Source organism: Streptomyces sp. JLBT605 (assembly GCF_058215555.1).
The window spans coordinates 4,399,015-4,411,672 of the sequence record NZ_CM177087.1; the positions used below are offsets into that span (position 1 = coordinate 4,399,015).

Genomic DNA, 12,658 nt, shown 5'->3' on the forward strand with positions numbered 1-12,658 from the left:
TGGCCCCCCGTTGGGGGCGTATCGCCTCGTTTCCCGGGACCGTTGGGCCTTCCGAGAGCTACCGTCGAAGAACGCCCAAACGTCCCCAGGGGGAATCTTGAATACGGCCTTACGTTCGGCTATGGAGACGGCTGGCTTGTCGCCCAGGAAGCTGGCACTCCGGGTGGGAGTCTCCGGCAAGACTGTGGAACGGTGGGTCGCAGACGAAGACCTGATCCCGCATGCGAGAAATCGGGAAGACACTGCCAAGGCGTTGGGAGTTGAGGCAGGGATGTTGTGGCCGAAGGCCGTGAGGGAGCGACTCAGGACCGGTGGCGGTCAGGAGATCGTGGACAGCTACGCGTACCGGTCCGCCTGCCCGTCCGGCACCTGGGCCCAGCTGATCGAGGACGCGAACGAGGAACTCTTCTTCGGCGGCTTCACCTCCTACTTCCTGTGGACGCAGGTACCGGCGTTCCCCGAGACCCTGCGACGCAAGACTGAGCGAGGCTGCCGTGTCCGGTTCCTGCTCGGTGATCCGGCGGGGGAGGTGACTCGCCAGCGGGAGGAGATCGAGGGAGTCGCACTGACGGTCTCCACGCGGATCAACACGACGCTGGAACACCTTGCCAAGCTTGGCCCGGTCGACGGCCTGGAAGCTCGGTTCTCGGCGCCCGCCGACGCCATGAACCACGTATCGCTGTCGGTTTTCCGCTTCGATGACGAAGCACTTGTCACCCCGCACCTGGCCTCGGCTGTTGGACATGACTCGCCGCTGATGCATCTGCGGCGCCAGAGCGATCGCGGCGTCTTCTCCCGGTTCGCCGAACATTGCGAGGAACTCTGGGAGCGGGGCACGCCGACACTGGGAGGACACCGTGAGCAGCGCTGAGTGGGTCAGTACCTCGATGCCGTATCTGACGCCGCGCGAGAAGGGTCAAGGTGACGCCTGGGGCGCGGAGGCCGCCGCTCGGCAACGGCGGGGTACTCAGCGGATCGTGCACGCCGGGGAGGTTCCGGCGCCGCCGGAGGTGGCTGAGCTGCTGGGCGTGGCCGAGGGGGACGACGTGGTCGTGCGGGGGCGGGTGATCTGCCTCGACGACGAGCCATGCGAGTTGACGGACACCTACTACCCGGCGCACATCGCCCGGGGCACCCGTCTCGCGGGTACGGCGAAGATTCCCGGTGGGGCCGTCACGCTGCTCGCCGAGCTCGGGCATGTCGGGGTGCGTGTCCGGGAGGACGTGAGCGCCCGGATGGCGAGCGGGGAGGAGCGGGAGGTGCTGGGCATCGGGCCGGACGAGCCGGTGCTGTGCCTGGCGCGGCTCACCCTCGACGCCGACGATCGACCCATCCAGGTCGACATGACGGCCTGGCCCGCCGGCCGTCAGCGGCTGCGGTACGAGATCCGGATCGGGTGACGGCGGCGAACGGCGCCGCCCTGGGCGTCGTCACGGGGGGTCGGGTGCGAGGATCCTCCGGTGGACTTTCCGATCGAGCAGAAGCCCGGGGCGCCGGTCCGGGCGGGGATTCCGGAGCATGGCCGGGTCCCCAAGTACTACGCGGTCAAGGCGCGGATCGCCGCGCTCCTGGACGAGCTGGGGGAGGGGGAGCCGCTGCCGCCCGAGCGGGATCTCGCGGTGACCTACGAGGTGTCGCGGGAGACCGTCCGGCAGGCGCTGCGCGAGCTGCTGCTGGAGGGGCGGCTGCGGCGGCACGGCCGGGGCACCGTGGTCGCCGGGCCGAAGCTGGAGCAGCCGTTGTCGCTGGCCAGCTACACCGAGGGGGTGCGGCGGCAGGGGCGGCGGCCGGGGCGGAGCCTCATCGGGTTGGAGCGGTTCGCGGCCTCCGCCGCGCTGGCGGGCGAGATCGGGGCCGAGGCCGGGGAGCCGGTCTGGCACATGGAGCGGGTGCTGCTCGCCGACGACGAGCGGGTCGGGCTGGAGAGCACGTATGTGCCGGTGGCGCGGGTGCCCCGGCTGGACACGGAGTTCGAGCCGGACTCGTCGTTCTACGCCTATCTGCGCGAGAAGCTGGGGATCCGGTTCGGGGACGCGGACGAGCGGCTGGAGACCGTGCTGGCCACGCCGCGTGAGGCGCTGCTGGTCGGGACCCCGCCCGCGCTGCCGATGCTGCTCATCCACCGCACCTCGCGGGACTCCGAGGGGCGCCCACTGGAGCGGGTGCGCTCCCTCTACCGGGGCGACCGGTTCAGCTTCTCGGTTCATCTCGGTCCGTCTCGCTGACGGAAGCGGGCAACCCCATGGGCGGCGTCTGTTTGATCACGGAACGATAACGGGTCTGGTCCAAACTTGCGCGGTCGTTCACGACCTCGTCGCCGCCCGGTCCCTCGCGGGTCACCGGGCGGCAGGACCGTGGCCGCCGTGAGAGTGATAGTCGTCGGAGCCGGCGTGGTGGGAACCATGCACGCCTGGCACGCAGTTGAACGAGGCCATGAGGTCATCCACATCGAGCGCGAGGCCGAGGCGCGCGGCGCCAGCCTGCGGAACTTCGGCCTGATCTGGGTCGGCGGGCGCGCGGACGGCGCCGAGCTGGAAACCGCCCTGCGGGCCCGGGGGTTGTGGGAGGGCATCGCCGAGCGCGTACCCGAGCTGGGCTTCCGCCCGGGCGGCTCGCTCACCCTGGTGCGGAGCGAGCGGGAGCTGGCCGTCGCCGCGGCCGCCGCCGCCCGGCCGGACGCCGCCGCGCGTGGATACGAGCTGCTCGGCGCGGACGAGGCCCGCAAGCTCAACCCGGCGCTGCGCGGTGAGTTCACCGGCGCCCTGTGGTGCGAGCGGGACGCCGCCGTCGAGCCGCGCACCGCGCAGCTCGCCCTGAAGCGCGCACTGCTCGCCTCCGGCCGCTACACCTTCCTCGGCGGCCGCGAGGTGCGCGAGGTCATCGGCGACAGCGCCGTCCGCGACGACCACGGGGAGACCCACCACGGCGACACGGTGGTGCTGTGCACCGGCGCCTGGCTGGGCGGGCTGGTCAGGGAGCTGGTGCCCGACCTGCCGGTGCGCCGCGTCCGGCTGCAGATGATGCAGACCGACCCGCTGGGCGAGCCGCTCACCACCTCCGTCGCCGACGCGGACAGCTTCCGCTACTACCCGGCGTACGCCGGCGGGGCCCTGGACGCGCTGAGCACCGGCCAGCCGCAGCCCGCCGTCGCCGCCGAACACCGGATGCAGCTGCTGATGGTCCAGCGCCGCGACGGCGGGCTGACCATCGGGGACACCCATGAGTACGACCACCCCTTCGGCTTCGATGTCGTGGAGGACCCCTACGACCATCTCGCCGAGGCCGCCGCCTCCTTCCTGGGCCGCCCGCTGCCGAGGATCCGCCGCCGCTGGGCCGGCGTGTACGCGCAGTGCCTGGACACCGCCGCGGTCGTCCACCGGCAGCGGGTGCGCGACGGCGTCTGGCTGGTCACCGGCCCCGGCGGACGCGGCATGACCTGCTCCCCGGCGATCGCCGAGACCACCGCCGACGAGCTGGGCTGGTGACACGGTGAGGAACGACCACACGGGCGGCCTGATGACCGACCCCACGACCGACCATCGGATACGCCTGGTGGTGCTGGACATGGCGGGCACCACCGTCGCCGACGACGGCCTGGTGGAGCGGGCCTTCGGCGCCGCGGCCGAGGAGCTGGGTGTCCGGCCGGGCTCCGCGGAACACGCGGCCCAGCTGGACCATGTCCGCGCCACCATGGGCGAGTCGAAGATCTCCGTCTTCCGGCAGCTGTTCGGCGACGAGGAGCGGGCCCAGCGCGCCAACACCGCCTTCGAGCGGGCGTACGCCGAGCTGGTCGGCGCCGGGCACTGCGCCCCGGTGCCGGGCGCCCGCCAGGCCATCGAGCGGCTGCGGCGCGACGGCCGCACCGTCGTGCTGACCACCGGATTCGCCCGCACCACCCAGGACGCCATCCTCGCTGCCCTCGGCTGGGACCAGAGCCTGGTGGACCTGACGCTGTGCCCGGCCGACGCGGGCCGTGGCCGCCCGTACCCCGACATGGTCCTGACCGCGCTGCTGCGCACCCGGGCGGCCGACGGCGTCGGCCGGATCGCCGTCGCCGGTGACACCTCGTACGACATGCTCTCCGGCCGCCGCGCCGGGGCCGGGATGGTCGCCGGAGTGCTCACCGGCGCGCACGACGCGGCCGCACTGCGTATGGCGGGCGCCACCCATGTGCTGGACTCGGTGGCCGAGTTGCCCGAGGCGATCGCCGAGTGGGAGCGGGGCGCCGCCGCCGTTCCCGGCGGTGAGGGGTCCACTGGCCCCGGCGGCGAGCCGATGGCGGAGGACGGACGGTGAGCCGGCGGGAGGTCGCGCAGGCGCCCAGCGGCATCCGCTTCGATGAGGTCTCCGTCGCCTACGGCGACGACCTCGTCCTGGACTCCTTCGACCTCACCGTCGAACCGGGCGAGGTCATGGCCCTCCTCGGGCCATCCGGCTCCGGCAAGACCACCGCCCTGCGCGCGGTGGCCGGATTCGTGACGCCGGTCAGCGGCCGGGTGCTGATCGGGGGTGAGGACGTCACCGACCTGCCGCCCCACCGGCGCGGCATCGGCATGGTGGTGCAGAGCTATGCGCTCTTCCCTCATCTGCGCGTCGAGCAGAACGTCGCCTTCGGGCTCAAGGCGCAAAAGGCGCCGCGCCGCGAGATTCCCGGCCGGGTCGCCGAGGCACTGGAGCTGACCGGCATGGCCGGGTATGCCAGGCGCTACCCGCGCGAACTCTCCGGCGGGCAGCAGCAGCGCGTGGCCATCGCCCGCGCGCTGGCCATCCGGCCCCGGGTGCTGCTGCTGGACGAGCCGCTGTCGGCGCTCGACGCGCGGCTGCGCTCCGGCATGCTCACCGAACTCGCCCGGCTGCACCGCGAACTCCCCGACGTCTCCGTGCTGTACGTCACCCATGACCAGGTCGAGGCGCTCACCCTGGCCGACCGGATCGCGGTGATGGACAAGGCGCGGCTGCGCGACGTCGGCACCCCGCAGCAGCTGTACCGCGCGCCCCGCACCGAATTCACCGCCTCCTTCGTCGGCAGCGCGAACCTGCTGCGGGCGCGGACCCTGGCGGACGACGCGGACGCCGATGCCGATGCCGGCGCGGACCGCGATGCGCCCGCACCCTTCGGCGGCGCACCGGCCGGTGGTGGCGCGCCGGCCGGTGACGGCGCGCCGCCCGGCGGGATCGTGGCCGTCGACCTGGGCGGCGGTACCCGGCTGTACGCCCGGGCCGAGGGCACCGCTCCCGCGGCGCACACCCCGGTGACCCTGTGCGTACGCCCCCATCTGGTCGCCCTCGGCGAGGGCGACCAGGGGCAGAACACCTTGCGCGGTGTGGTCACCGGGCTGCAGTGGCGCGGCTCCTCGCACCGGATCACCGCGGAGGTCGGCGCCGACGGTCAGGAGATCACCGCCGAGGTGCGGGAACTGCGCGCCCCGCCCGCCCTCGGCGAAACGGTGGCCCTGCACTTCGCCACCGAGGACGCGGTCCTGCTGCGGGGCACCGCTCCGAGCGCGAAGGAGGGCACCGGAGATGTCTGACGCGGCCGAGCTGACACGCGGCGGAACCCCGGGCGGGCCGCACACGCCGGACAGTCCCCGCCAGCAGCCCACACCGGGCGGGCCCGGCCCACAGGACACACCGGACGACCCCCGCCAGCAGCCCACACCGGACGACCCCCGCCAGCAGCCCACACCGGACGGCCACCGCTCGCAGCACTCACCGGACGGCCCCCGCCCACGGCCCTCGCGGCCGGGGCGGAACCACTCCGTCCCGGCCTGGGTATGGGCGCTGCCCCCCATCGCCGTCCTCGGCCTGGTCTTCCTCTACCCCCTCGCCCTGGTCGTCCGGCAGTCGGTCCAGCCGGAGGAGGGCGGCACGTCCCTGGAGCCCTACCGGGAGGTCTTCGCCTCCGAGGCGTTCCGCGAGGCGCTGGCCACGACGGTGTGGATCGCGCTCGGCGCCACCGCCGGATGCCTGGTTCTCGGCTTCGTCCTGGCGCTGATCATCGCCTTCGTGCCGTTCCCCGGGGGCAGGGCGGTCGCCCGGTTCATCGACGTCTTCCTCTCCTTCCCGTCCTTCCTGATCACCCTGGCGCTGCTGTTCCTCTACGGCACCACCGGGATGGCCAACGGGGTGTGGACGGACGTCACCGGCGCCTCGGAAGGGCCGTTCCACTTCCTGACCAGCCCCTGGGGCGTGCTGCTCGCGGAAATCACCTACTTCACGCCCTTCGTGGTGCGGCCGCTGCTCGCGGCGTTCGCCCAGCTGGACACCGCCCAGCTGGAGGCGGCCTCCTCGCTCGGCGCGCGACCGGCGCGGATCGTGCGCCAGGTGATCCTCCCGGAGGCGCTGCCCGCGCTCGCGGCCGGCGGCAGCCTGGTGCTGGTGATGTGCCTCAACGAGTTCGGCATCGTGCTGTTCACCGGGGCCAAGGGCGTCACCACCCTGCCGACGCTCGTCTACAGCAAGGCGATTCTGGAGTCCGACTACCCGGCCGCCTGCGTCGTCGCCGTCGTCGACATCGCGATCTCCGTCGGTCTCTACGGCCTCTACAGGATGGTGAGCCGTCGTGCTGGTGCATAGCCGCAAGGGCCGGCTGGCCGCCTGGGCGGTGTTCTTCCTGCTCTTCCTCCCGGTCTTCGCGATGCCGCTGCTGGTCGTCGTGGCCGCGTCCTTCGCCACCCACTGGAGCGGCGCCTTCCCCTCCGGGCCGACCACCGGGCACTACGACGCCGCGCTGCGCGGCGACAGCCTCCAGGCCCTCACCACCAGCCTGGTCACCGCGCTCACCGCCAGCCTGCTGGCCCTGACCGCGGGCACCTGGGCGGCGCTCGCGGCGGCCGCACTGCGCAAGCGGGGCCGCCGGACGCTGGACGCGCTGTTCATGCTGCCGGTGGCGGTGCCCTCGGTGGTCGTGGGCCTGGCCCTGCTGGTCGCCTTCAGCAAGCCGCCGATGCTGCTCAACGGCACCCGCTGGATCGTGATCCTGGCGCATGCGGTGCTGGTCACCGCCTTCGCCTACCAGTCCGTGTCCGCCGCCCTCAGCCGGCTGGACCCGGTCTACGAGCAGGCCGCGGCGAGCCTGGGCGCCCGCCCCGGATATGTGCTGTGGCGGGTCAGACTGCCGCTGCTGCTGCCCTCGCTGGGGGCGGCCGCCGGACTGTGCTTCGCGCTGTCCATGGGGGAGTTGAGCGCCACGATGATGCTCTATCCGCCGGACTGGGTGCCGCTGCCGGTCCAGATCTTCGCCGCCACCGACCGCGGCTCGCTCTTCACCGGCTCCGCCGTCGCGGTCGTGCTGATGGCCACGACGCTGCTGGTGCTGCTCGCCGTCTCCCGGATCCGCACCCGGGCCTCGTACCGATAGCTCCCTACCGATAACTCCCCCTACCTATAGCTCCCCCACTGAGAACTCCGCTACCGGCAACCGCCCTGCCCTGCCACCGGCACGTCCCGAATCTGCAAGGAGAACACGACGTCATGCGCACGCACCTCAAGCCGCTCGCCGCCACCTGCGGCGCCCTCCTCCTCGCCGGAACCCTCACCGCCTGCTCCACCGGCTCCGCCGCCGACGACAAGAGCGCCGTCACCGTCTACAGCGCCGACGGACTCAAAGGGGAGAACGGCGACGGCTGGTACGACCGGGTCTTCAAGGACTTCGAGAAGAAGACCGGCATCAAGGTCAACTATGTGGAGGGCGGCTCGGGCGAGATGGTGCAGCGCGCCCTCCGCGAGAAGTCCAACACCCAGGCTGACCTGCTGATCACCCTGCCGCCGTTCATCCAGCAGGCCGACGGCCGGGGCCTGCTCCAGCCCTACACGCCGCAGGGCGCCGAGCGGATCGCCGCGGCCGACAAGGACCCGAAGGGCCACTGGACGGCCGTCGTCAAGAACTACTTCTGCTTCGTCTACAACAAGAAGGAGCTGAAGACCCCGCCCAGGACCTGGGAGGAGCTGCTGGACGGCAGGTTCAAGAACAAGATCCAGTACTCCACCCCGGGGGTCGCGGGCGACGGCACCGCCGTGGTCATCAAGGCGATGCACGACTTCGGCGGTGAGCGGCCGGCCATGGACTACCTGGAGAAGCTCCAGTCCAACAACGTCGGCCCGTCCTCCTCCACCAGCAAGCTGGCGCCGAAGACCGACAAGGGCGAGATCCTGGCCGCCAACGGCGATGTGCAGATGAACCTCGCCCAAGCCAAGACCATGCCGAACCTCGGCATCTGGTTCCCCCGGCACGGCGAGCAGGGCGCCCCCAGCACCTTCTCGCTGCCCTACGCCGCCGGGCTGGTGAAGAACGCCCCGCACCCCGCCAACGCCAGGAAGCTGCTGGACTTCATGGTCGGCGAGGGCCCGCAGCGCCAGGTGAGCGAGATCGGCGGCGGCGTCACGGCCCGCACCGACGTCAAGGCCACCGACCCGAACGCCACCGAACTCGCCAGGCTGCTCAAAGGGGTTGAGATCTTCCGCCCCGACTGGCAGGACATCGACGAGCACCTCGACGACTACATCGACGCATGGAAGTCAGCCACCGGAAGCTGACGCCTCTCGCCGAACAGGAGACCACATGTCCCAGGGCATCTCCCGACGTTCCGTACTCGCCGGTGCCTCGGCGACCGCCGCGGCCGCCGCGCTCGAGGCGCTGACCGCAGGCGTCGCCCACGCCGCCGCGCCCACCCTCCCAGGCGGCACCAGCGCGGACAAGGTGCTGGTCGTCGGCATGGACGGACTGCGTTACGACCGGATCGACGCCGCCAAGGCGCCCAACCTCAAGTCGCTGATGGCGAAGGGGACGTACGGCCGCTCGCTGCTGTACGCCAAGCCGATGGCCGCCACCTCCTCCGGCCCCGGCTGGTCCACCATCTCCACCGGCGTCTGGCCCGACAAGCACGGCGTGAAGGACAACACCTTCGCGGGCAAGAACTACGCCAGATACCCGGGCTTCCTGGCCCGGCTGCACCAGGTGCGGCCGGAGCTGTCCCTCTTCGCCGCCGTCGACTGGCCCGAGCTGGACATCCACGGCACGGTCACCCCGGGCGCCGACGCCAAGCTCGTGTACGACAACGACTACGCCGTCAACGACAAGGTCATCACCGACGCGACCGAGGACATCCTGCGCCACCAGAACCCGGACGTCCTCTTCGTCTACTTCGGCGAGACCGACGAGATCGGCCACAACTACGGGGCCGGCAGCCAGAGATACCTGGACGCCATCGACGTCCAGGACGGCTACCTCGGCCGCCTGCTGGCCGCCATCGAGGCCCGTCCCACCTACGCCACCGAGCGCTGGACGGTCATCGTCACCACCGACCACGGCCACCTCGACGGCGGTGGGCACGGCGGCTCCTCGATCGAGGAGCGCCGTACCTTCGTCCTCGCCCAGGGACCGGGCATCGCCGCCGGCGCCCGCCCCCTCGACACCCGTCTCGTCGATGTCGCCGCCACCGTCTTCCACCAGCTGGGCATCGTGCCCGACCCGTCCTGGGAGCTGGACGGCAAACCGATCCAGCAGCGCTCCACCGACCCCTTCGACTCCCTCCAGACCGCGCTGGCCGGGCGGGTGGACGAGACCGGCATCCCGGCCGGGGTCCTCGGCTTCACCCACACCCCGCCCAGCGGCTGGTCGGTGATCAACTCCGCGATGGGCACCGGCGGGGTGACCGAGTGGCGCGGCTGGTCCTTCGCCACCGACGAGTTCTGGTCCCGCACCCAGCGCGACCAGTCCCGCGAGCTCAACGTCCGCGCGCGGGGGGTGTTCGCGGTCGCGGACTCCGACGAGTGGGCGGACAAGAGCTTCACCGGGACGTACGACTCGACGCTGGTCACCCCGGCGTACCCGGTGGGCGGGAAGTCCAGGGTCACCCTCGACTACACCACCCTCTACCGGCAGGAGGGCAGCCAGAGCGCCCAGGTGCTCGCCTCCTTCAACGGCGGCACGCCCACCGTCGTGAGGAGCCACACCTCGGATGTGATCTCCAAGCGCCAGTCGGTCACCGTGAGCGTCCCCTCCGGAGCCTCCAGCGTGAGCTTCCGCTTCCGGTACACCGGTGCCAACAACTGGTACTGGGTGATCGACCAGATCTCGGTGACCGCGGCCTGATTAGGGTGGAGGTGCCGGCGCCCGCACGACGCGGTGCCGCCGGCGCCCCCAGCGCGGATTTCGCGACGTACGTCAGGAGTGCGGCAGATGGCAGAGCGCAAGCCGATCGAGTCATGGCTCACGGACATGGACGGTGTGCTGATCCACGAGGGCGTTCCGATCCCCGGAGCCGACGCCTTCATCAAGAAGCTGCGCGAGTCCGGGAAGCCCTTCCTCGTGCTGACCAACAATTCCATCTACACCGCCCGTGACCTGCACGCCCGGCTGGCCCGGATGGGGCTGGACGTGCCGGTGGACAACATCTGGACCTCCGCGCTGGCCACCGCGCAGTTCCTGGACGACCAGCGGCCCGGCGGCACCGCGTACGTCATCGGGGAGGCGGGGCTCACCACGGCGCTGCACGACATCGGGTACGTCCTCACCGACGCCGACCCGGACTACGTCGTGCTCGGCGAGACCCGTACCTACTCCTTCGAGGCGCTGACGAAGGCCATCCGGCTGATCAACGGCGGGGCGCGGTTCATCGCCACCAACCCCGACGAGACCGGCCCGTCCACCGAGGGGCCGCTGCCCGCGACCGGCTCGGTCGCCGCCCTGATCACCAAGGCGACCGGCAAGGATCCGTACTTCGTCGGCAAGCCCAACCCGCTGATGATGCGCGCCGGGCTCAACGCCATCGGGGCCCACTCCGAGACCAGCGCGATGATCGGCGACCGGATGGACACCGATGTGCTCGCCGGCCTGGAGGCGGGCATGGAGACCTTCCTGGTGCTCACCGGGCTGACCCGGCCGGGCGAGATCGACCGCTTCCCCTTCCGGCCGTCGCGAGTCGTGGACTCCATCGCGGACCTCGTCGAGCGCGTCTGAGCCGACGGCACGCCGACTCGGCCGAGCTCTGGGCTGCCGGCTCGGGGCCGTGCTCGGCGGCCTCCGGTCGAGGGGCCGTGCCACCCGGACGGATCACCGGCGGCCCGCAGCGGATGCGGGCCGCCGCCGCACGCGTGAGCCTGTCGCAGTACGGGAGGTTCACCATGCGTTCCGTTGGCATCACTGTCCGCTCCGCCGCCGCGGCGGCGGCCTGCGCCGGGGTCCTGGCCGTCCCGGCCGCCGCGGTCGAGGATCCCGGCACCACGACCGGCGATCGGCCCGGCCGGCCCGCCGCCCCGGACCGCCTGGACGGCGACACCGTGCCGGACGCCCCCGAACCCCGGGCATTCGGCCCCTCGGACGCGTACGGCCTGGCGCTGGCCGGCGGGGCCGCGCTCACGGTCGGCGGGCTGGCCGTGCGCCGCAGACGCGCCGCCCGCGCCGCCCGGTCCCGCTGTTCGACCGCCGGCTGACGCCATGGCCGACACCCACGCGCACCGGTTCGACCCCCGACTGCTGACCGGGGTGGCCTGGGCACTGCTGCTGCTCGGCCTGTGGCTGTGGAGCCGGGACACGCCCGAGCAGGCGGCGATCACCCGGGGAGACGTGGCGGCGGTGGGCCGGCCCGCCCCGCCCGGGCTGCCTCCGGCCCATCGGCCACTGCCCGGGGCGCTGCCGCGGCAGCTGGTCATCGAGGCGGCGGGGGTGCGCGCCCCGGTCGTCGGCCTCGGGCCGGAGGACGGCAGCGCGAACGAAGCCGCGGACGAGGTCGTGTACGCGGGACCGCGGCCCGGCTCGGCAGGGGTGGCGGTACTGGTCGGCCGGACGGGCACCGCCTCCCGTCCCGCCGTCTTCCGCCGGCTCAGCGAGCTGAGACCCGGGCAGCAGGTGCGGGTGAACCGGGCCGACGGCTCGGTGGCCCGGTTCACCGTCGAGAGCGTCGAGACGATCCGCGACGGCCGCCTCGACCCGCGGCGGGTGAGGGAGGCGCGGGTGGCCGGCCGGGCGGAGCTGAGGCTCATCGGCTCCGAGGGAGGCCGCGGCCACGCGCCGCACGGTGCGGCCGGGCCCGTCGTCGTCACCGCGTATCTCACCGGCGCCGGGAGCGCTGCCCCCGGCTCCACCGCGGGAAGCGCCCCAGCCGGCCGTAGGCCCATCGGTGGATCGTTCCCTCAGCCGGGGTGGTAGAGGGCGCGGGCGCGCGCCAGGTCGGCAGGCCCGTCCTGGCCGAGGGCGAAGAAGTACTTCACCTGCCATGCCTGGGTGGTGCGAGCCTGCCGGTTGGTCGTGGTCACCCACGGCGGATAGACGCGGAATCCGCGCTTCCCGCCGGAGCCGTCGCGGGAGACGATGTCGCGCTCGCACAACACCTCGCGCGGGAACACGAACTGTCCGAAGCCGTCGTCGTCGCGGCTGCTGATGACGAAGAGGTCCACCCCGTCGTCGGCGTCGAAGGGCCGGATCGGCCCCTCCTCGGAGCGCTGCCACACAGTGACGAACTGGCCCGCCTTCGTCGGGGTGGTCTTGGCCACGCGGAACCGGACCGAGCGGCCGTCGAGCGTGAACGCGCACGCCGCGTACTCGGCACTCTCCGGTTCGGGCACCGGCAGCGAGCAGGCGAAGCCGCTCGGGTCGTACACCGACGCCTTCGCCGCCAGCAGATCACCGTGCAGCCCTGCCCATGGCTGATTCGTCACC

14 protein-coding genes are annotated in these 12,658 nt (G+C 72.3%); 13 read left to right on the forward strand and 1 reads right to left on the reverse strand.

Annotated features, from left to right (window positions below):
- The first annotated feature begins 271 nt into the window (after positions 1–271).
- The 13 genes from AC4BDD_RS19070 (at position 272) to AC4BDD_RS19130 (ending at position 12,148) form a co-directional block, all read left to right on the forward strand.
- Positions 272–871: a DUF5919 domain-containing protein gene (locus AC4BDD_RS19070; protein WP_490691841.1), complete on the forward strand. Its 600-nt coding sequence runs from the start codon at positions 272–274 to the stop codon at positions 869–871.
- Positions 858–1,400: a GntR family transcriptional regulator gene (locus tag AC4BDD_RS19075; RefSeq protein ID WP_490686657.1), complete on the forward strand. Its 543-nt coding sequence runs from the start codon at positions 858–860 to the stop codon at positions 1,398–1,400. Before AC4BDD_RS19070 ends, AC4BDD_RS19075 begins: the two co-directional genes overlap by 14 nt.
- A gap of 60 nt (positions 1,401–1,460) precedes the next feature.
- On the forward strand, positions 1,461–2,225 hold the full coding sequence (locus AC4BDD_RS19080; protein WP_490686658.1) for a GntR family transcriptional regulator: 765 nt from the start codon (positions 1,461–1,463) through the stop codon (positions 2,223–2,225).
- 138 nt (positions 2,226–2,363) lie between these two features.
- Positions 2,364–3,485: a TIGR03364 family FAD-dependent oxidoreductase gene (locus AC4BDD_RS19085; RefSeq protein ID WP_490686659.1), complete on the forward strand. Its 1,122-nt coding sequence runs from the start codon at positions 2,364–2,366 to the stop codon at positions 3,483–3,485.
- A 31-nt stretch (positions 3,486–3,516) separates the two neighbouring features.
- The gene (locus AC4BDD_RS19090) at positions 3,517–4,296 is read left to right on the forward strand and encodes a phosphonatase-like hydrolase (protein ID WP_490686660.1); all 780 of its coding nucleotides are present in this window, start codon (positions 3,517–3,519) and stop codon (positions 4,294–4,296) included.
- Entirely contained in the window at positions 4,293–5,531 is a 1,239-nt protein-coding gene (locus tag AC4BDD_RS19095; RefSeq protein WP_490686661.1) for an ABC transporter ATP-binding protein, read from the forward strand. Before AC4BDD_RS19090 ends, AC4BDD_RS19095 begins: the two co-directional genes overlap by 4 nt.
- Complete coding sequence (locus tag AC4BDD_RS19100; RefSeq protein WP_490686662.1) at positions 5,524–6,576, forward strand: 2-aminoethylphosphonate ABC transporter permease subunit; 1,053 nt, start codon at positions 5,524–5,526, stop codon at positions 6,574–6,576. The genes AC4BDD_RS19095 and AC4BDD_RS19100 overlap by 8 nt, the downstream gene beginning before the upstream one ends.
- The gene (locus AC4BDD_RS19105) at positions 6,563–7,360 is read left to right on the forward strand and encodes an ABC transporter permease (RefSeq protein ID WP_490686663.1); all 798 of its coding nucleotides are present in this window, start codon (positions 6,563–6,565) and stop codon (positions 7,358–7,360) included. Before AC4BDD_RS19100 ends, AC4BDD_RS19105 begins: the two co-directional genes overlap by 14 nt.
- Before the next feature lie 113 nt (positions 7,361–7,473).
- Positions 7,474–8,535 carry a 2-aminoethylphosphonate ABC transporter substrate-binding protein gene (locus tag AC4BDD_RS19110; RefSeq protein ID WP_490686664.1) on the forward strand — a complete coding sequence of 354 codons (1,062 nt, stop codon included), beginning with the start codon at positions 7,474–7,476 and terminating at the stop codon, positions 8,533–8,535.
- A 25-nt stretch (positions 8,536–8,560) separates the two neighbouring features.
- Positions 8,561–10,093 (forward strand): alkaline phosphatase family protein, encoded by a 1,533-nt coding sequence (locus AC4BDD_RS19115; protein ID WP_490686665.1) that lies wholly within the window; start codon positions 8,561–8,563, stop codon positions 10,091–10,093.
- An 87-nt stretch (positions 10,094–10,180) separates the two neighbouring features.
- Positions 10,181–10,960, forward strand: coding sequence for an HAD-IIA family hydrolase (locus tag AC4BDD_RS19120; RefSeq protein ID WP_490686666.1), 780 nt, complete (start codon positions 10,181–10,183; stop codon positions 10,958–10,960).
- Positions 10,961–11,124: 164 nt separating this feature from the next.
- The gene (locus AC4BDD_RS19125) at positions 11,125–11,433 is read left to right on the forward strand and encodes a hypothetical protein (protein WP_490686667.1); all 309 of its coding nucleotides are present in this window, start codon (positions 11,125–11,127) and stop codon (positions 11,431–11,433) included.
- 4 nt (positions 11,434–11,437) lie between these two features.
- Entirely contained in the window at positions 11,438–12,148 is a 711-nt protein-coding gene (locus AC4BDD_RS19130; RefSeq protein ID WP_490686668.1) for a sortase domain-containing protein, read from the forward strand.
- Here AC4BDD_RS19130 and AC4BDD_RS19135 read toward each other — a convergent pair.
- Positions 12,133–12,657: a MepB family protein gene (locus AC4BDD_RS19135; protein ID WP_490686669.1), complete on the reverse strand. Its 525-nt coding sequence runs from the start codon at positions 12,655–12,657 to the stop codon at positions 12,133–12,135. The two genes, AC4BDD_RS19130 and AC4BDD_RS19135, sit on opposite strands and share 16 nt — an antisense overlap.
- Position 12,658 lies beyond the last annotated feature (1 nt).